Raw genomic sequence first — 18,265 nt, 5'->3', positions numbered from 1 at the left:
TCGAGCTGAAGCGTAACATAAGCGTAATTTGCGCCGTTTGGAAGTGTTGTTGGGTAAATAGTATTACTATATAGTCCGGTTCAACGGAGAGATTGTCCTGGCGGTCGTGCGCGAGAGAAATCCCCCGAGTTCTATAACAACAACAATTGGAGAACGGTCCCATGAGCCAGGAACTGCGGCTTATTCGTCGCATCACGCTGAAACTGATTCCCTTCCTGATCCTGCTGTACCTGATCGCCTACGTGGACCGCTCCGCCGTAGGTTTTGCCAAGCTGCACATGGGCGCCGACCTGGGCATCGGCGACGCCGCCTACGGCCTGGGCGCGGGGCTGTTTTTCATCGGCTACTTCCTGCTGGAAATCCCGAGCAACCTGATGCTCGAACGCTTCGGCGCGCGCCGCTGGTTCGCCCGGATCATGATCACCTGGGGCGCCATCACCATTGGCATGGCGTTCGTGCAGGGGCCCAACAGCTTCTATGTGATGCGCTTCCTGCTCGGGGCCGCCGAGGCCGGGTTCTTCCCCGGCGTGCTGTACTACATCACCCAGTGGTTCCCGGTGCGCCATCGCGGCAAGATCCTGGGCCTGTTCATCCTTTCCCAACCCATTGCCATGATGATCACCGGCCCCGTGTCCGGCGGCCTGCTGGGCATGGACGGGGTCCTGGGCCTGCACGGCTGGCAGTGGCTGTTCATCGTCATCGGTCTGCCGGCGGTGCTGTTGACCTGGCCGGTGTTGCGCTACCTGCCCGATGGCCCGCAACAGGTCAGGTGGATGGACCAGGCCGAGAAGGACTGGCTGACTGGCGAGTTGAAGAAGGATTTGCAGGAATACGGCCAGACCCGTCACGGCAATCCGCTGCACGCCCTGAAGGACAAGCGGGTCTTGCTGCTGGCGCTGTTCTACCTGCCGGTGACCCTGAGCATCTACGGCTTGGGCCTGTGGCTGCCAACGCTGATCAAGCAGTTCGGTGGCAGCGACCTGGTGACCGGTTTCGTGTCGTCGGTGCCGTACATCTTCGGCATCCTCGGCTTGCTGATCATCCCGCGCAGTTCCGACCGCCTGAATGATCGCTACGGTCACCTGGCGGTGCTCTATGTCCTGGGTGCCATGGGCCTGTTCTTCAGTGCCTGGCTGTCGGTGCCGGTGTTGCAACTGGCGGCGTTGTGCCTGGTGGCGTTCGCGCTGTTTTCCTGCACGGCGGTGTTCTGGACCTTGCCGGGGCGCTTCTTCGCCGGCGCCAGTGCGGCGGCGGGCATTGCGTTGATCAACTCGGTGGGCAACCTGGGCGGCTACATCGGGCCGTTCGTGATCGGTGCGCTGAAGGAGTACACCGGCAGCCTGGCGTCGGGGTTGTATTTCCTGTCGTGCGTGATGGTGTTCGGCCTGGTGCTGACCGGCGTGGTCTATCGCCTGCTCGAACGCAAGCACGTGCTACCGGCCGACCAGTTCGCGGCCAGTGCCCGGGGGGCAACGCGTAGCTGAGGCCACCGCACTTAACTGTGGGAGCGAGCTTGCTCGCGATGGCGGTCTGACAGTCGACGTCATCGGTGAATGTGAGACTGCTATCGCGAGCAAGCTCGCTCCCACAGGGGACTGCACCGAATTCAAATTTGTTTACAAGGAGAGATCCATGCGTTTAGTTCAGTTCGAATTGCCCAACGGCGAGCGCCGCGTCGGTGTGGTCGACGGCGACCAGGTGCGCGAAGTGCACAGCGCGACGAGCGTGCGCGAGCTGGCGCTGGCGGCCATCAAGGCTGGCGTGAAGCTTGAGCAACAGGTCAATGGCCTGGGCCTGGGGGCCGGTCATGACTATGCGCGGTTGCTCGCCGAGTTGCGCATCCTGCCGCCGCTGGATCACCCGGACCCGGCGCACCTGCTGGTCAGCGGCACTGGGCTGACCCACCTGGGCAGCGCGTCGGCGCGGGACAAGATGCATCAGCAGGCCGGTGACGAAGCGGCCATGACCGACACCATGCGCATCTTCAAGTGGGGCGTGGAGGGCGGTAAGCCCGCGTCGGGACAGGCGGGCGTGCAACCGGAATGGTTCTACAAGGGCGACGGTAGCATCGTGGTCCGCCCGGGCCAGCCGTTCCCCTTGCCACCGTTCGCCGAGGATGCCGGCGAGGAGCCGGAAATCAGCGGCCTGTATGTCATCGGCTTCGACGGCAAGCCTTACCGGGTGGGCTTCGCGGTGGGCAACGAATTCTCCGACCACGTGATGGAGCGCAAGAATTACCTGTACCTGGCCCATTCGAAATTGCGCAGTTGCAGTTTTGGTCCGGAACTTCGCCTCGGTGAATTGCCTCAACATCTGTCCGGGAGCAGTCGTATCCTGCGCAATGGCCAAGTGCTGTGGCAGAACGAGTTCCTCAGCGGCGAGGCGAACATGTGCCACAGCCTCGAAAACCTGGAGTTCCACCATTTCAAGTACAGTCAGTTCCTGCGTCCGGGGGACGTCCACGTTCATTTCTTCGGCACCGCGACCCTGTCGTTCGCCGATGGCATCCGCACCCAGCCGGGGGACGTGTTCGAGATCAGCCAGGCCGAATTCGGCGCGCCGCTGGTCAATGGCATCGCCCCGGTGGACGCGGTGTTCACCCCAGGCACTATCGGCACACTCTAAAAGGAGACTTGCATGAACCAGATCCTTGGCCACAACTACATCGGTGGCGCGCGCAGCGCAGCCGGCCAGACGCGTTTGCAGAGTTTCGATGCCAGCAGCGGCGAAGCCTTGCCGGGTGAGTTCGTCCAGGCCACGGCCGAAGAAGTCGATGCCGCCGCCAAGGCCGCGGCCGCTGCGTATCCGGCATACCGCAGCCTGAGCGCCGCGCGCCGCGCGGAATTTCTCGACGCCATCGCCGATGAGCTGGACGCCCTGGGCGATGAGTTCGTGGCCGTGGTCTGCCGTGAAACCGCCTTGCCCGCGGCCCGCATCCAGGGCGAACGCGGTCGCACCAGCGGCCAGATGCGCCTGTTCGCCAAGGTCCTGCGCCGGGGCGATTTCTATGGTGCGCGGATCGACCGCGCGTTGCCGGAGCGCACGCCGCTGCCGCGTCCGGACCTGCGTCAGTACCGCATCGGCCTCGGCCCGGTGGCGGTGTTCGGCGCGAGCAATTTCCCCCTGGCGTTTTCCACTGCCGGTGGCGACACCGCCGCTGCCCTGGCCGCCGGTTGCCCGGTGGTGTTCAAGGCCCACAGCGGGCACATGGCAACGGCCGAATGGGTGGCTGACGCGATCATCCGCGCGGCGGAAAAAACCGCCATGCCGGCCGGTGTGTTCAACATGATCTACGGCGGTGGCGTCGGCGAGTGGCTGGTCAAGCACCCGGCCATCCAGGCGGTGGGCTTCACCGGTTCTCTCAAGGGTGGACGCGCGCTGTGCGACATGGCGGCGGCGCGGCCCCAGCCGATCCCGGTGTTTGCCGAAATGTCGAGCATCAACCCGGTGATCGTCCTGCCCCAGGCCTTGGCGACCCGCGCCGACAGCGTGGCCCGCGACCTCACGGCCTCGGTGGTGATGGGCTGCGGTCAGTTCTGTACCAACCCGGGCCTGGTGATCGGCATCCGTTCAGCGCAATTCACTGCGTTCACCCAGCAAGTGGCGGCGCTGATCGGTGACCAGGCGCCGCAAACCATGCTCAACGCCGGGACCCTGCAAAGCTATGGCAAAGGCTTGCAGAAGTTGCTCGCCCACCCAGGCATCGAGCACCTGGCCGGGCGCGCGCAGCAGGGCAACCAGGCCCAGCCGCAGTTGTTCAAGGCCGACGCCAGCCTGCTGATCAACGGTGACGAGGCGTTGCAGGAAGAAGTGTTCGGCCCGACGACCGTGTTCGTTGAAGTGGCCGATCAGGCACAACTCACCGCAGCGCTCAATGGCCTGCACGGCCAACTGACCGCCACGATCATCGGCGAGCCGACGGACTTCGAACAGTTCGGCGAATTGACCCCATTGCTGGAGCAGAAGGTCGGGCGCATCTTGCTCAACGGTTATCCGACCGGGGTGGAAGTGTGCGATTCGATGGTCCACGGCGGACCGTATCCGGCGACGTCCGATGCACGCGGCACTTCGGTGGGCACGCTGGCGATCGATCGCTTCCTGCGGCCGGTGTGCTTCCAGAATTACCCCGACAGCCTGCTGCCGGAACCGCTGAAGAACGCCAACCCGCTGGGCATCCTGCGGTTGGTGGACGGGGTGCCAGGGCGCGAGGCGCTCTGAGGATCGCGGTGGGGCCGTGGCATTGATGTTGAATGCGCCGGCCTCTTCGCGGGCAAGCCCGCTCCCACAGGAGATCTTTTTGAATACAGAGTTTGTGTTCGCTGGAAATCCAACTGTGGGAGCGGGCTTGCCCGCGAAGAGGCCAGTACAGCCAACAACACTTGCGAAGTGATAGCCCAAGGCCCACTCGCCCATTGGGCTATCATGTCCACTTCCCCAATGAATGACTGATGCCCATGACTGCCGTAACTGACACGCTGCTCGATGCCCTTCACAAATGCGACATGCTGATCATCGACGGGCTGCACGCATTCGATTTCTCCCTCGACGAGCAGGACCAGTTGCACGTCGAGTGCATGAATGGCCGTACCCTCGAACATTGGCGTTTTACCCCGGCGCAGATGCAGGCCGCGACCTTCGACCCGGCCCGCAAGCACTGGATCATCACCAGCGATTCGGGCGATCACCACTTGGAATGCGTGGAAGCGACCAGCGGCCACGACGATGAGGATGACGAACATGAAGATGCGTAGTCTCTGGCCACTGTTGATGGCCGGTAGCGTGGGAGCCATGGGTGTGCAGGCCGCGACCGATGAGCATCACCCGCTGTTGGTGGGCTCCTACACCGCCGGCCAGAGCCAAGGCATCTATCGCCTGCAATTCGACAGCCGCACCGGTCAGCTCGATCCCAAGCCCTTGCAAGTGGTCAAGACCGACAACCCTTCCTGGCTGACCCTGTCGCCGGACATGACCCGGCTGTTCGCGGTCAACGAAAACGGGCCGGGACAGAAAGACCCGGTGGGCAAGGTCAGCAGCTATGCGATCGACCCCAAGAGCCATGAATTGAGCCTGATCAACCAGGTGCAATCTTTGGGCAACGAGCCAACCCATTCCAGCCTCAGCGGCGATGGCCGGCATCTGCTGGTGAGCAACTATTCGGTCGTGGAGGATCCGGGCGGCACCCTGGCGGTGCTGCCAGTCGGCGCCGATGGCAAGCTGGCGCCGGTGGTGCAGTTAAGCAGCCATCAGCCGAGCCGGGTCAACCCCGAGCGCCAGATGTCGGCCCATGTCCATTCGGCGGTGTCGTCGCCTGACGGCAAGTATGTGTTCGCCAACGACCTGGGGGCGGACAAGGTGTTCATCTACCGCTACGACCCCAAGGCCAATCCCGAGTTGCCACTGACGCCGGCGGATCCGGCGTTTGTGCAGTTGCCACCCGGCAGCGGTCCACGGCACCTGTTGTTCAGCGGTGATGGCAAGCACGCCTGGCTGACCATGGAGATGACCGCGCAAGTGGCGGTGTTCGACTATCAGGACGGGCGCCTGGCCCAGCGACAACTGGTAGACCTGGCGGCCGGCAAGCCCCAGGCAGGTAAAGCGGCGGCGGGGCTGCATGCGTCCAGGGACGGCAAGTTTCTCTACGTCAGCAATCGCGGCACCACCAACGAGGTGCTGGTGTTCGCCATCGACCCGGCGGCGGGGACGCTCAAGGAGCTGCAACGCCGTTCCGTGGAAGGCGATCACCCTCGCGAGTTCAGCCTCGACCCGAGCGAGAAGTTCTTGCTGGTGGCCAACCAGAAGAGCAACCAGATTGTCGTGATCGAGCGTGATCCCAAGACCGGCCTGCTGGGTAAAACCGTGCAGAAACTGGCGATGGATGCCCCCAGCGACCTGAAGTTCATCCTGCGGCAATAGACCGCAGGCCCCGATTTTCGGGGCCTGCGTGGTTGTATCAACGGGACTGATATTCGCTAGTAGCGCAAAGCATTTCAAAGCGGGACGCCTCGGCGCGTAAGTTTGCTTCACGGCCCAACCGGGCAGACAAGCCAACTGAATCCGAGGACTACCGCCATGAACTTCAATCTCTTCTCCGTCATCGCCGCTTCCGCCATCTCGGCCACTGTCGCGCTGCCTGCCAGTGCCAGTGTCGAAATCAGCGAGAAAAGAAACCACACCCAGAGCTACACCCAGAAGTACTTGCAACAAAGCGCCAATTTCTACGCCGCGCTGGACCACAAGGCCCAACACTGAGCGACCCTGCTGCAACTGAAGCCTGCGATCTTTTCGTCTTTCAAAAAGAGAAAAGATCGCAGGCTTCGTCGTTTTCGGGGTTCGCCGGAAATCTTGCTGTAATATCACTTGGCCATGTGTTTAAATTTGACGCTGACAAATTGACTTCTTTGCCGATAAGGATCGACACCATGGCGATGCGTCTGGCAGTGATGCTGCTGTTTCTCTATTCCACCCCGATCGTCTCCGCAGCCCAGCCGGTTCCCGGCGAACTGGAAGTGGCGCGGGAGCGATTACTCAGTTTGTTGAGCGATTGACCTAGAATCGAACGCGACCGCTGTTGTGGCGAGGGAGCTTGCTCCCGCTGGGCTGCGCAGCAGACCTTTCTTTGCGATTGCTGCGCAATCGAGCGGGAGCAAGCTCCCTCGCCACAAAAGAATGCAGCGGGCAGTCACTTCGCCATGATCGCCACGAACAGCTCCGACTCCAGAAACCGTTGCAGCCATCGTTGCAGATGAGGGTAGGGCGCCTGGGCGAACCATTCACGGTCGACGTGGGCGAACTGGCGTATGAAGGGCATCAAGGCCACGTCGGCCAGGCTCTGGTGAGGCGCGACCAGAAACGGCCGGGTTTCAAGCAACGCTTCTAACGTGCGTAGAAACCCCTCACCCTCGGCTCGATAGTGTTCCACCGGATACTGCGGATGACGTTCGGGGTACTTGTAGCGGTTCAAGTGCTGCTTGAACCCCTGGTCGTTTTCCTCGATCAACGCCGCCGTCGCCGCTTGACCAACGGGATCGCCCAGCAACCGCCAGTCCTGCGGATCATGCTGGGCCAGGGCCCAGTTCATGATCTCCAGGCTCTCATCGATTACCCGGCCATCGGCCCACAGCACCGGCACCGTGCCTTTGCTGGAAAGCGCGAGCATCTCGGCCGGCTTGGCCTTCAGGCTGACTTCGACGATCTCCAGTTCCACCGCGGCGTAGCGCAGGGCCATGCGCGCCCGCATGGCGTAAGGGCAGCGCCGGAAGGAATAAAGCGTGGCGTGGCTCATTTCACCTCCACCGTGCTCAAGCCGTTGCCCTGGCGACGCACCTGGATCTGCACCGGGATCCGCTCGTGCATTTCCTGCACGTGGGAAATCACCGCCACCTTGCGGCCCTGGGCCTGCAAGCCGTCGAGGGCGTCCATCGCCAGTTGCAGGGACTCGGGGTCGAGGCTGCCGAAACCTTCGTCGATGAACAACGACTCGATCCGCAACGTGCTGGACGCCATCGAGGCCAGGCCCAGCGCGAGGGCCAGGGACACCAGGAACGTCTCGCCACCCGACAGCGAATGCACCGAGCGCAGTTCGTCGCCCATTTCCGTGTCCATCACCAGCAACCCGAGCATGCTGCCGCCGCGCTTGAGCCGGTAGCGACGGACCAGTTGCCGGAGCTGGGCGTTGGCGTGGTGCACCAAAAGGTCAAGGTTGTAGGCCTGGGCGAGCTTGCGGAAACGGTCGCCGGTGGCCGAGCCGATCAGCGCATCCAGGCGCGCCCAGCGCTGATACTCGGCATAGGCCTGCTCAATCTGTTGCGCCAGGACCTGGTTGGCGTTCTGTCGGCGCTGGTCTTCGGCCTGTTCGGCGCGCAGTTCGGCGCAGCGTTGTTCGCTGGTGGCGAATTGGCCCTGCACCTCGGCAAGCGCGTTGGCCAACTGCTCGGGCAACAGGTTGCCATTGTGCTGGGCCTGATGATTGTGCAAACGCTGCTCGCGTTCGGTGAGCAGCACGCGGGCCTGTTCGATGGCCTTTTCGCTGTTGAGCAAGCGCTGGCGTAGCTGGCTGACGCCAGCCTCGTCCAACGCCAGCAAGGCCTCCAGCGCCGCGTCGTCCAGCTCGGGATGGGAGGCGCGCCATTGGGCGATGCCGGCGACCAATGCCTGCTGCTCGGCTTCCAAGGCTTGCACCTGTTCCTGCCGGGCCTTGAGCTCAGCTGCCCGTTGCACCAAGGCGTTGCGCAGTGCCTGTAGCTGTTGACCGGCGGAGGCCTCGGCGGTGCGCGCCTGCTCCAGGGCCTGGTCAAGTTGCTGCTGCCAGTGTTCGGCGCTGGCGTGTTCGCCCAGCAGTTGCGCGAGCCTCTGCTGGCAGGCCTGCTGCTGTTCGGCCAGGGCCTGGAACTGCTGTTGCGCCGACTCCAACTGCTGCACGCGGGTCTGTTGGCGGTCCTGTTCCTTTTCCAGGGTCTGCTGGCGATTGAGCTGTTCGGCGAGTTCGTCGCGCTGCTGCTCCAATTGCGCCAGGCGCTGGGCAATCTGCTGGTCGAGTTGCAGGAACGTCGCGGCGGGCTCGGTGCGCAAGGCCTGCAAGGTATCAGCCGGCAACAATGCGCTGAAATGGCCCAGCTCGTCGTCCAGGCGCTGGCGATCACGGGCCAGCTCCTGTTGCTGGTTGCTCAGGTGCTGGGCCGCCTGCTGGTTCGCCGTTTCGGCTTGGCGCAGCTGCTGCGCCAGGCGCGCGGCGTCTTGTTGCAAGGTCAGCAGGGCGGTTTGCCGTTGCTCGTCCTGTTGGATGAGTTGGTTCAACTGGCTGTCTTGTTGGGTCAGCCAGGCGTCGCGCCGGTCGGGGGCCTGGGCCAGCAGTTGCGCCGACAGGGGATGGGCCTCCAGGCTCGGGGCCAGGCTTTGCTGCTGGCTGGCCAGGTGTTCGTGCTGTTGTTTGAGTTCCTTGAGCTGGGCGATGACGCCGCTGTACTGCGCGCGCAAGTCGATGACTTTTTCATTGAGCGCTTCGACGGCTTTGCGGGCATTGGCTTGCTCGCTTTCATCGTGACGCCCGAGGCTTTCCAGCAGGGCCTCGGGTTGATGGTAGGGATGCTCGACGCTGCCGCAGACCGGGCACGGTTGATCGTCCTGCAACTGCGCGCGCAGTTGTTCGGCGCTCTCGCTGCGCGCCAGGCGCTGACGCTCCAACAGTTCGCGGGTCACGGTCAGGGCCTGCTCGGCCAGCGCCAGTTCGGCCTTGGCTTCGCCGCCTTCACGCACCAGGCGGTCACGGGTCTGCAACGCCTGTTGCTGGCGCTGTTCGAGGTCGGCGCCGCGCTTGTCCAGGTCTTGTTGGCTGGCCCACAGTCGCGTCAGCGCTTCGAATGCGCGCAGTTGCTTGCGGTTGTCCTGCAGCAGGTTGCCAAGCAACTGGATCTGTTCGGCGACCGCTTCCGGTTCAGCGCCGGCTTCCTTGTAGAGCACGTCGAGGGCCTGGCGCAGGGACGTCAGCGCCTGGGCCGCGTCGCTGGCGTTTTGTTCCAGCGTGGCGAGTTCGGCCTGACCCTGGTTCAGGCGATTGCCGATCAGCATCAGTTGTTGGAGGCGATCGCGGTAGGCATTCCAGGCCTCGCTGAGGGGCGCCAGGTGACTGCTCTGTTCGAGCTCGTCGCTGATGCGCTGCAGGCGTTCGGCCAACTGCTTTTGCTGGTCGAGCAGCGTATCGATGGTTTTCTGGCCTTCGGTGCAGGCCTGTTGCGCCTGCTCCTGGCGCTCGGCGGCTTGGCTTGCCTCTTTTGCGAGGCGGGCCAGGGTGTTTTGTTCTTCAAAGGCCTGGCGCAGCAGCGGTGCCGTGTCGCTGCTTTGTTGCCGGGCCAGGACCAGGGCCTGCTGTGCATCCTCCAGGCCTTTGTCCAGCACCACCTGTTGGGCCTGCAAGTCGATTTGCTGCTGGCCGAGCTGCTGGACCTGCGCCGTCAGGGGCTCCAGTTGCCGAGCCAATTCCGCCTGGCGGATGAACTGATGGCGCTGGGGAGCCAGTTGCTCCAGGCGCGTCAGCTTCAGGCGTTCCTCTGCCAGGGCATTCCCATCGGCCTGGGCCTGTTGCAATTGCTCGGCGGCGTGGGCGTGTTCATCCTGCAGTTGGCGCAGGTCCTTGAGCCAGGTGTGCTGCAACTCCAGTTGCTTGAGTTGGGCCTGCTGGGCCTTGAGCTGTTGCTGGGCGTCGTTGAAGCGCTGGTCCAGCTCGGCCCGGGCCTCGGGTGCCAGCGGGGTGACGCCGGTGGCTTGGTCTTGCAACTGCCGGTGGGTTTCCTTGGCCTGCTTGGCCTTGTCGAAGGCGCGACGTCCCAGGCGGGTGTACAGGGCGGTGTCGGTGAGTTTTTCCAACAGCTCGCTGCGGTCGTTGTCATCGGCCTTGAGAAACGCGCTGAACTCGCTCTGGGCCAGCAACACGGCGCGGGTGAACTGTTCGAAGTTCAGGCCCAGCACGGCTTCGAGCCGCGTCTTGTACTCGCCTTTCTGGCTGGCCAGCAATTGATCGTTGTCCAGATCCCGCAGGCTCTGGCGGCTGGCCTGCAACTTGCCGCCGGCTTTTTCCCGGGCGCGATTGGCTTCCCAGCGGGCGCGATAGCGGCGACCGTCGATGCCGCGAAAGTCCACCTCGGCATAGCCCTCGCCGGTGCCACGGCGCAACAGCGTGCGCGGGTCGCCCGTGGCAATCTCGCCGTCGGCGTCCGGCACCTTGGCATCGCGTGCGGTGTTGTTGAGGCGCGGCACCGCGCCGAACAGCGCCAGGCACAAAGCGTCGAGCAAGGTGCTCTTGCCGGCGCCCGTGGGGCCGGTGATGGCGAACAGGCCAGCGCTGGCCAGCGGTTCGGCGGTGAAATCGATTTCGAAAGGCCCGGCCAGGGAGGCCAGGTTCTTGAGGCGGATCGCGAGGATCTTCATGGCTGCTCGTCCTCCAACTGCACGTCTTGCAAGAGCACGGCGAAATCCTTGAGGGTTTGTTCGTCCACTTCGTTGCCATAGGTGTCCTGCCAGGCGCGGCTGAACAGTTCCTCGGGGCTCAGTTGATCCAGTTCGATCAACGCGGCGTCCTGATCGGTGCGCCCGCTGTCGCCTTGGCCGGCGTATTCGGCGGCGATGCGCACCAGACGCACGGCCTTGCCTTGCAGCGCGGTTTCCACCTGATGGCGCAGGTCCGGTTGCGGCTCGTCAAGGCGCACCCGCACCTCCAGCCAGGGTTGACGCTGGACGTCGGCCAGCAGGTCGACGTCGGGCAGTTCCTTGAGTTGCACCAGGAGGTCGGCCAGCGGCGCCGGGCCCAGCCGTTGCAGATTGACGGCCCGGGGGATCAGCCGGGGCTCGACCTTGGCCAGGGTATCGCCGTCCAGGGTGATGTCGAGTATCTGGTGCTGATAGCCGATCTCGGAGAATGACAGCGGGATCGGCGAACCGCTGTAGCGAATGCGTTCTTCACCGTTGACCTTCTGCGGCTTGTGCAGGTGGCCAAGGGCGACGTAGCTGATGCTCGGGCCGAACAGGCTGGCGGGCAGTGCTTCGGCATTGCCGATGATCAGGCTGCGCTCGGAGTCCTCGGACACCGAGCCGCCGGCCATGTGCGCATGGCTGACGGCGATCAGCGCCTGGCCTTTCTTGCGTTTGTCGTTGGCGGCGGCGATCAGCCACTCATGAACCTGGCCGATGCCTCGCAGATAATCGTCGCCCAAGTGCGCGCCGGTGACTTCGGCGGGGCGCAGGAAGGGCAGTGCCAGGCACCACGCCTTGACCTTGCCCTTGGCGTCGGGCAGCGGCAGGAGCAGGCGTTCGACGTCCAACTGGCCGTCGTCCAGCCACAGCACCCGGCCCAGGGCATGGGTGCGCAGGCGCCGCATCAAGGGCGCGGGCAGTTCGATCCGCGAGCCGGAATCGTGGTTGCCGGCGATCATCACGATGGTCAGGTTGGGGTTTTGTTCGTGGGCGCTGACGATGAAGTCGTACAGGCGCTCCTGGGCTTTGACCGGCGGGTTGACGGTGTCGAAGATGTCGCCGGCGACCAGCAGGGCATCGGGCTTCTCAGCGGCCAGTTGGCGCAGCAGCCATTCAAGAAAGCACGCGTGCTCGAAATCGCGCTCCTGGCCGTGCAGGTTTTGCCCCAGGTGCCAGTCGGAGGTGTGAAACAGACGCAAGGCAAACTCCAGAAAAACAGGTGATGGCCGCGGGTGAAGAGGGCGGCTGGAAAAGTGCAGAGTTTACTGGGAAAAGGCACAGAGGACCCGCCGAACTTCTGTGGCGAGGGAGCTTGCTCCCGCCGGGCTGCGCAGCGGCCCTGGCTTTATTGGCGATTGCTGCGCAATCGAGCGGGAGCAAGCTCCCTCGCCACGGGATGCGTACTGGCGTGAGTGATGGGTGCCAGCCAGATCATTTCGGATAGAGCGGTGGCAAGCCGCTGTCGCCCAGCAGGTCCTGGGCGCGTTCCGCGGTGGGGATGGTGCGGATGGCGCGCCACAGGTCTTCGCCTTGCCAGTGTTGGCCGGTTTCGCTGTAGAGGGCGCCGTTGAGGCCGTCGAGGGCGTCGGACAGCGGTACGAAGCGCGCGGCCATGTCCGCCAGGGTTTCCGGCTGCTGGCGGGCCCAGGCATCCAGGGCCTGGCGGGTGGCATGGGGGTCGTTGGCCAGGCAGGTGCGCTTGAGGTCGTCCAGCAGCGTGCGCGGGCTGGGTCCGGCCTGGGCCGAGCGCAGCACCGCCGGCTGCGAGCGTGCCCGCCACCACAGGCCGAAGCCTAGCAGGGTCGTGCAAGCCAGGATGAAAGTCCCCAGTTGCCAGTACCACAGCGTTTCGCTGTCGACGGTGGTCACCACTTGTGGGGTTCCCGGCGGGGTATCGACCATCAGGCTCGGGTTGTTCGCCACTTGCAGGGTGCGCGCCGGGAGGCTGGTGCGATCCAGGTGGTCTTCAAGGGTGTTCCACCAGACCACTTCCACCGGCGGCAACTCGATGGTACCGCTGCGGTTGGGCACCAGGGCCTCGCGATCCTCGCGGCTGCCCACCAGGCCACGCTCGCTGCTGCGGCTGCTGAGCACCGGTTGGTCGGGGTAGCGTCGCAGGCCGTTGATCTCGGTGGCCGGCAGCGGTGGCAGTTGGGCACTGGCCAGGCCTTCGGCTTCGAGGGTCAGGCTGCGGGTGAGGGAGTCGCCGACCTGGCTGTGGGTCGGCTCCGGGCTCCAGCTCTCGCTCAACGACAGGCTGCGAGCCGGCAACCAGGGCACATCGGCCGGGTAGCTGGCCGGCTTGGGGTTGACGGTCAGCACCAGTTGCTCGGAGCTGACGCGCATCAACTGGCCGGGTTTCGGGCCCGCCGGCGCGGCGCCCTGGGCCACCGGTTCCACCAGGGTGGCGCTGAAGGTCTGGGCCGGAATCGTCAGTTCGCCACTGCGTTGCGGGTAGATGCCGTAGCGCAGCTCAATGACACCGTGGCGCACGTCGTTGATGACTTTTTCATAGGTGCGCGACTCGCCCAGTTGTTCGGTGCGGGCGTCGGGAATGTGCAGCGGCGTCAGGCTGCTGTCGTCGTACAGCGACACCGAATGGTAGATGCGCAAGGTCAGGATCGCCTGGGCCTGCACATACACCTTGTTCTGGTCGAGGCTGGCCTCGATGAACACCGGGGCAAGGGTGCCGGACGCGTTGCGGGTCTCGCTTTCGATCACTTGCAGGGTGATGGGCTGGCTGGTCACTTCGCCCAGTTGCAACGGGGGAATGATCACGGTGCCGCTTTCACGCGGCAGCAGGGTCACGATCCAGCGGGTGGTGGCGCGGTTCTCTCCGTCGAGGGTGGTCAACTGGTTGACCTGCCGGGTGCCGCGCACCTCGAACAGTGCCTGGAGCGGGGCCAGGTCGGGCTTGCCGAACAACGTGGCGTCGTTGGATTCCAGGGTCAGTTCCACCGTTTCGCCGGAGTTCAGCCGACTGCGGTCCACGCTGGCCGTCAGCTGTGCGGCCTGGGTTGGGCACACCCAGAACAGCAGGACGAGAAGGTAGGCGGTGAAGCGGGTCATGGGGTTTTTCCCTGGGCCTGATGGCTTTGTTGTTCGTACCAGAATTTACGCCTGAGCAGTTCGCCTGGATTGTCCGGGATCTGGCGCAGCCATTGCTCCAGCGCCTGGCGCTGTTCTTCTTCATTGCGCTGTCCGGCGGCGGGGCGCAACGGCGGTGTGGTGGTCTGCTCGTCGGGCAGTTCGCTGCCGGGTACGTCCTGGGCGCCGGAGGGCGGTGCTTGGTGCGCCTGGGGTTGCTCCTGCGGCGTCGCCGTTTCAGCCGAGGGCTGGCCCGGTTCCGAGGACTGGGCGGGAGACGTCGCATCCGGCGCTTGTTCGGCAGGCCCCGGTTCTTCGCTCGGCGTCGGTTTCGGGGTTGGCTCCGGCGCCGCCTGCTCGTTCAACAGGCTCTGTACCAGCGCCTTGTTGGTCTGCGCGGGGCGCAGGTCCGGTTGCAATTCCAGCGCCTGCTCGTAGGCATCCAACGCGGCTTCCAGCTCGCCGCTTTTGGCCAGGGCATTACCCCGATTGTAGTGGGCGCGGGCGTCGGTGCCTTCAGCGAAGCGCCGGGCGGCTTCACTGTAGTTGCCCGCTTCGTAGAGGGCGACGCCTTGCCATTGGCTGTCCTCGAAATGCGCGGCGGCCTCGGCCGGGCGTTTCTGCTTGAGCAAATGCTGGCCCTGTTGGTCGGGACGCAGCCACAAGTCCTCGAATTCGAAGGCCTGGCCGGTCTGCGGCAACACCAGCAGCAACGGCAGGCAGAACAGCCAGCCGCGCCGGCCTGCGCAGGCCGCCAGCAGCAACAGCGGCAAGAGTAGCCAGTAGCCCTGGTCGGCCCAGGCGTCCAGGCGCAGCATCTGGCCGTCCTCGCGCAAATGACGCGGGCCGTCCAGCAGGCCTAGGCCGCGCAGGTCGCTGTCGTCCAGGCGCGCCGGACGATAACGCCCGTCCAGTTCATTGGCGAAGGACTTGAGCCCCGGGCTGTCCAGGCGTGGCACCAGGATCGCGCCCTGGGCATCCTTGAGGTAGCTGCCATCCTCCTGGGCCACCGGCGCGCCTTCCCGGGTGCCGACGCCCAGCATCAGCCATTGCGTGGGCGAACCGTCCAGGACCTGGTGGATACCCTGGCGCTCCTGCTCGTTCAGCGACGAGGCGATCAGCAGGATCCGGCCGTGGCCGAGTTCGGCCTGGTTCAGCAGGGCCATCGCCTTGATCACTGCCAGGTCGGCGCGATGGCCGCCCTGGGGCATGATCGAGGGTTTGAGGGCCTCGAGCAGGTTGGCGCTGGTGGACAGGTCATCGGACAGCGGCACCAGCGTGTGGGCGCTGCCGGCGTACACGATGATCGCGGTCTGGGCGTCGCTGCGGTTGTGCAGCAGGTCCAGCACCTTGCGCCGGGCCTGCTCCAGGCGCGTGGGCGGCACGTCGGTGGCGAGCATTTCCGGCGTCAGTTCCAGCACTACCACCAGCGGGTCGGCAGGCTTCTGACTGGTCTGTTCGACCCGTGCCCAGCTTGGACCCAGCAACGCCAGTACCGTCAACAGCCAACCCAGGCCGAGGGCAATCCACGGCAGTCGGCTTTCGCGACCCTTGCCACCGCTGAGCAGCACCGAATGAAACGCGGCCGGCAGGATCATCTGCCAGCGGCCCACCCGACGCTGGCGGTGCCACAGTTGCCAGAGCAACCAGCCCAATAGCGGCAGCAGCAGGATGAAGACGGGGCGCAACCAGTGCGGCCAGAGCGCAGTCATCGACGCCTCCGCAAGCGCAGGCGCTTGAGCCGCTGGCGCCACTCGGCATGAGGGGTCGATTGGAACAGCGGCTGGTTGAACAGGCGTTGCAAGGGGTTGTCCGGCCAGCGCTCGCGGGCCACCAGCAGCATGCTCAACAGCAGTGCCACGGCCAGGGGCCAGTGATAGAGCGCCTGGGCCGGGCGGGCCTGGGTCGGTTGCTGGGTCACCGGTTCGAGCTGGTCGAGGGTGGTCTTGATCGCCAGCAACTGTTCACCATCCTGGGCGCGGAAATAACGCCCGCCGGTGGCCTGGGCAATTTCCCGCAGCGTCGCCTCATCGAGGTCCAGGCTCGGGTTGACGCCGAGAAACCCCGCCGTGCCGCTTTGCTCCGGGTCGGCGCCGATACCGATCGGGTAGATCTTCACTCCTTCGTCGGCCGCCAGCCGGGCGGCCGTCAGCGGGTCGATTTCCCCACCGTTGTTGGCGCCGTCGGTGACCAGGATCAGCACGCGGCTGTGGGCCGGACGCTGGCGCAGGCGCTTGAGGGCCAGGCCGATGGCATCGCCAATGGCGGTGTTCTTGCCGGCGATGCCGATGCGCGCTTCGTCGAGCCAGCGGCGCACGGTGCGCCGGTCGAAGGTCAGGGGCGCTTGCAGATAGGCCTGGCTGCCGAACAGGATCAGGCCGACGCGGTCACCTTCGCGGCTTTCGAGAAAATCCCCGAGCATGTGCTGGACCAGCGCGAGACGGCTGACCTCTTCGTCTTTCCACTGCATGTCAGGGAAGTCCATGGAGCCGGAAACGTCCACGGCCACCAGCAGGTCGCGGCCGCTGGCCGCGATGGGCAGCGGCTCGCCGAGCCATTGCGGGCGGGCAGCGGCGATCAGCAACAGCAGCCAGAGCAGGATGAAAGGCGCTTGCTGGCGCCAGCTCGGCAGTTGCGTGCGGGCGCGACGCCCGACAAGGCCTTCGAGTTCCCCCAGGAAACTGACCTTGAGCGCCGGCTCGCCGCTGTCGGCCGCGGGCAGCAGCAGGCGCATCAGCCACGGCAGCGGCAACAGCGCGAAGATCCACGGCCAGGCGAACTCAAACATGTTTGCGAATCCAGATGTCGACTGCCTGGGTCAGGCCGGCAATGGCTTTGTCGTCCAGCTTGCATTCGGGTTTGTAGGCCCCTTCGACCAGGACCATCCAACGGGTCAGCCCGGCGGCCGGGCAGCGGTTATCCAGGAAGGCCAGCCATTGGCGGCCGTTCAGGGTGTGGCTCTGGCTGTAGGGGTAGTGGTTGCGACACAGGCGCTTGAGCAAGCCGTTGAGCTGCTGCAACCAGGCACCGGCCGGTGCGCCATCGTAGGGCTTGGGCAATAGCGCCAGTTCGGCCAGCGCGGCCAGGCGCACCGGGTCCAAGGGTTGCTCGGTGCGACTGATGGCGCGCTTGGCGGGTAGGAAACGGCGCAACTGCCACAGCCCAAGGCCCAACAGTGGCAGCAATATCAGCAGCAACCACCAGCCTGGCGCGGGTGGCCAGAAACCAATGGGGGGCGGCGCCATCAGTGGCTGCAACTGGTCCAGGCTGTTCATCGGCTGATCCCGGCCCGCTTGGGGTTCAGGTACTCGCGCAATTGCTCGACCATGTCGCCCTGGGTGCTCAGGGGCATCATCAGGATCCGCAGTTTCTGCGCCAGTAACTCCCAGCGCTCCTGGCGCGCCTCGGCCTGGGCGCGATAGGCCTGGCGCAGTTCGACATTCAGGGTGTCGAGCTCCAGTTGCGCACCGCGCTGGGCGAAGCGCAGCAAACCAGCGGCGGGCAGGGCGTGGTCCAGCGGGTCCGAGAGCGGCAGCAGCAACAGGTCGCAATGACGCGACAGCAGGCTCAGTTGCTGCTCGGCGCTGTCGGACAGCGCGCGTTCGTCGCAGATCACGATCGCCAGGCTGCCCGGGCGCAGCACTTCCCGGGCCCGACGCAGGGCAATGCCGAATGAATCGCGGTCCGGCTCGCCCTCGGGGTGCAACGACTGGTTGACCCGCACCAGGCGGTTGAGCAATTGCAACAGGCTTTGTTTACTGCGCCGAGGTTTGACCTCGTAGTGGGTGTTATTGCCGAACACCAGGCCGCCGACGCGGTCGTTGTGGCCCAGCGCGGCCCAGCCGATCAGGCTGGCGGCCTGGGCCGCGAGCACCGACTTGAACAGCAGGCCCGACCCAAAGAACAGGCGGTGGCTCTGCTCGATCATGATGAAGATCGGCCGCTCGCGCTCTTCGTGGAACAACTTGGTATGAGGCTCCTGGGTGCGGGCGGTGACGCGCCAGTCGATGGTGCGCACATCGTCGCCGGCCTGGTAGACCCGCACTTGGTCGAAATCCACGCCGCGTCCGCGCAGCTTGGAGTGGTGCAGGCCGATCAACGGGCTGCGTTGGCCCGGGGTCGAGAACAACTGCACTTCGCGCACGCGATGACGCATCTCGATCAGCTCCGAAAGGCTGACGCGGATGCCCGGTGCGGGCGCCAATGGGTTAGTCAT

The 18,265-nt window shown here is 65.0% G+C and carries 15 protein-coding genes; 7 read left to right on the top strand and 8 right to left on the bottom strand.

The genetic code is table 11. The annotated features are described in order from the left end of the window. Positions 1-161: 161 nt before the first annotated feature. From AD664_RS06600 to AD664_RS27825, 7 genes are all read left to right on the top strand, one after another. Complete coding sequence (locus AD664_RS06600) at positions 162-1,484, top strand: MFS transporter (protein WP_053145311.1); 1,323 nt, start codon at positions 162-164, stop codon at positions 1,482-1,484. A 148-nt stretch (positions 1,485-1,632) separates the two neighbouring features. After that, on the top strand, positions 1,633-2,625 hold the full coding sequence (araD1, locus tag AD664_RS06595; protein WP_053145309.1) for an AraD1 family protein: 993 nt from the start codon (positions 1,633-1,635) through the stop codon (positions 2,623-2,625). Between the two features lie 12 nt (positions 2,626-2,637). Continuing rightward, entirely contained in the window at positions 2,638-4,218 is a 1,581-nt protein-coding gene (locus AD664_RS06590; RefSeq protein ID WP_042732540.1) for an aldehyde dehydrogenase (NADP(+)), read from the top strand. Between the two features lie 236 nt (positions 4,219-4,454). Continuing rightward, entirely contained in the window at positions 4,455-4,751 is a 297-nt protein-coding gene (locus AD664_RS06585; protein WP_042732542.1) for a DUF5629 family protein, read from the top strand. Beyond that, positions 4,738-5,913: a lactonase family protein gene (locus AD664_RS06580; RefSeq protein ID WP_053145307.1), complete on the top strand. Its 1,176-nt coding sequence runs from the start codon at positions 4,738-4,740 to the stop codon at positions 5,911-5,913. Before AD664_RS06585 ends, AD664_RS06580 begins: the two co-directional genes overlap by 14 nt. Before the next feature lie 156 nt (positions 5,914-6,069). Continuing rightward, the gene (locus AD664_RS06575) at positions 6,070-6,249 is read left to right on the top strand and encodes a hypothetical protein (protein ID WP_042732538.1); all 180 of its coding nucleotides are present in this window, start codon (positions 6,070-6,072) and stop codon (positions 6,247-6,249) included. 170 nt (positions 6,250-6,419) lie between these two features. Further along, positions 6,420-6,545 (top strand): hypothetical protein, encoded by a 126-nt coding sequence (locus AD664_RS27825; protein ID WP_256207078.1) that lies wholly within the window; start codon positions 6,420-6,422, stop codon positions 6,543-6,545. A gap of 134 nt (positions 6,546-6,679) precedes the next feature. Here AD664_RS27825 and AD664_RS06570 read toward each other — a convergent pair whose 3' ends face one another. The 8 genes from AD664_RS06570 to AD664_RS06535 form a co-directional block, all read right to left on the bottom strand. Further along, a complete protein-coding gene (locus AD664_RS06570; protein WP_053145305.1) occupies positions 6,680-7,282 on the bottom strand; it encodes a glutathione S-transferase in 603 nt (200 codons plus the stop codon). Further along, positions 7,279-10,920: an AAA family ATPase gene (locus AD664_RS06565; RefSeq protein WP_053145303.1), complete on the bottom strand. Its 3,642-nt coding sequence runs from the start codon at positions 10,918-10,920 to the stop codon at positions 7,279-7,281. Before AD664_RS06565 ends, AD664_RS06570 begins: the two co-directional genes overlap by 4 nt. Continuing rightward, the gene (locus AD664_RS06560) at positions 10,917-12,161 is read right to left on the bottom strand and encodes an exonuclease SbcCD subunit D C-terminal domain-containing protein (RefSeq protein WP_053145301.1); all 1,245 of its coding nucleotides are present in this window, start codon (positions 12,159-12,161) and stop codon (positions 10,917-10,919) included. Before AD664_RS06560 ends, AD664_RS06565 begins: the two co-directional genes overlap by 4 nt. A 232-nt stretch (positions 12,162-12,393) precedes the next feature. Continuing rightward, on the bottom strand, positions 12,394-14,031 hold the full coding sequence (locus tag AD664_RS06555; RefSeq protein ID WP_053145299.1) for a BatD family protein: 1,638 nt from the start codon (positions 14,029-14,031) through the stop codon (positions 12,394-12,396). Then, the gene (locus AD664_RS06550) at positions 14,028-15,761 is read right to left on the bottom strand and encodes a tetratricopeptide repeat protein (protein WP_053145297.1); all 1,734 of its coding nucleotides are present in this window, start codon (positions 15,759-15,761) and stop codon (positions 14,028-14,030) included. Before AD664_RS06550 ends, AD664_RS06555 begins: the two co-directional genes overlap by 4 nt. After that, a complete protein-coding gene (locus AD664_RS06545) occupies positions 15,758-16,837 on the bottom strand; it encodes a VWA domain-containing protein (protein WP_047738786.1) in 1,080 nt (359 codons plus the stop codon). Before AD664_RS06545 ends, AD664_RS06550 begins: the two co-directional genes overlap by 4 nt. Then, positions 16,830-17,324 (bottom strand): DUF4381 domain-containing protein, encoded by a 495-nt coding sequence (locus AD664_RS06540; protein ID WP_042732322.1) that lies wholly within the window; start codon positions 17,322-17,324, stop codon positions 16,830-16,832. The genes AD664_RS06545 and AD664_RS06540 overlap by 8 nt, the downstream gene beginning before the upstream one ends. Next, positions 17,321-18,265 carry a DUF58 domain-containing protein gene (locus AD664_RS06535; protein ID WP_042732321.1) on the bottom strand — a complete coding sequence of 315 codons (945 nt, stop codon included), beginning with the start codon at positions 18,263-18,265 and terminating at the stop codon, positions 17,321-17,323. Before AD664_RS06535 ends, AD664_RS06540 begins: the two co-directional genes overlap by 4 nt.

The sequence above is a fragment of the Pseudomonas sp. P97.38 genome (assembly GCF_001269745.1).
In the GTDB taxonomy this organism is placed as follows: Bacteria; Pseudomonadota; Gammaproteobacteria; order Pseudomonadales; family Pseudomonadaceae; genus Aquipseudomonas; species Aquipseudomonas chlororaphis_E.
This window is presented reverse-complemented; position numbering and strand designations above follow the sequence as displayed.

Bases quoted from the DNA above. Each gene is read 5' to 3' on its own strand.
- AD664_RS06600 (WP_053145311.1), top strand. From the start codon at position 162: ATGAGCCAGGAACTGCGGCTTATTCGTCGCATCACGCTGAAACTGATT.
- araD1 (WP_053145309.1), top strand. From the start codon at position 1,633: ATGCGTTTAGTTCAGTTCGAATTGCCCAACGGCGAGCGCCGCGTCGGT.
- AD664_RS06590 (WP_042732540.1), top strand. From the start codon at position 2,638: ATGAACCAGATCCTTGGCCACAACTACATCGGTGGCGCGCGCAGCGCA.
- AD664_RS06585 (WP_042732542.1), top strand. From the start codon at position 4,455: ATGACTGCCGTAACTGACACGCTGCTCGATGCCCTTCACAAATGCGAC.
- AD664_RS06580 (WP_053145307.1), top strand. From the start codon at position 4,738: ATGAAGATGCGTAGTCTCTGGCCACTGTTGATGGCCGGTAGCGTGGGA.
- AD664_RS06575 (WP_042732538.1), top strand. From the start codon at position 6,070: ATGAACTTCAATCTCTTCTCCGTCATCGCCGCTTCCGCCATCTCGGCC.
- AD664_RS27825 (WP_256207078.1), top strand. From the start codon at position 6,420: ATGGCGATGCGTCTGGCAGTGATGCTGCTGTTTCTCTATTCCACCCCG.
- AD664_RS06570 (WP_053145305.1), bottom strand. From the start codon at position 7,282: ATGAGCCACGCCACGCTTTATTCCTTCCGGCGCTGCCCTTACGCCATG.
- AD664_RS06565 (WP_053145303.1), bottom strand. From the start codon at position 10,920: ATGAAGATCCTCGCGATCCGCCTCAAGAACCTGGCCTCCCTGGCCGGG.
- AD664_RS06555 (WP_053145299.1), bottom strand. From the start codon at position 14,031: ATGACCCGCTTCACCGCCTACCTTCTCGTCCTGCTGTTCTGGGTGTGC.
- AD664_RS06550 (WP_053145297.1), bottom strand. From the start codon at position 15,761: ATGACTGCGCTCTGGCCGCACTGGTTGCGCCCCGTCTTCATCCTGCTG.
- AD664_RS06545 (WP_047738786.1), bottom strand. From the start codon at position 16,837: ATGTTTGAGTTCGCCTGGCCGTGGATCTTCGCGCTGTTGCCGCTGCCG.
- AD664_RS06540 (WP_042732322.1), bottom strand. From the start codon at position 17,324: ATGAACAGCCTGGACCAGTTGCAGCCACTGATGGCGCCGCCCCCCATT.
- AD664_RS06535 (WP_042732321.1), bottom strand. From the start codon at position 18,265: ATGACTAACCCATTGGCGCCCGCACCGGGCATCCGCGTCAGCCTTTCG.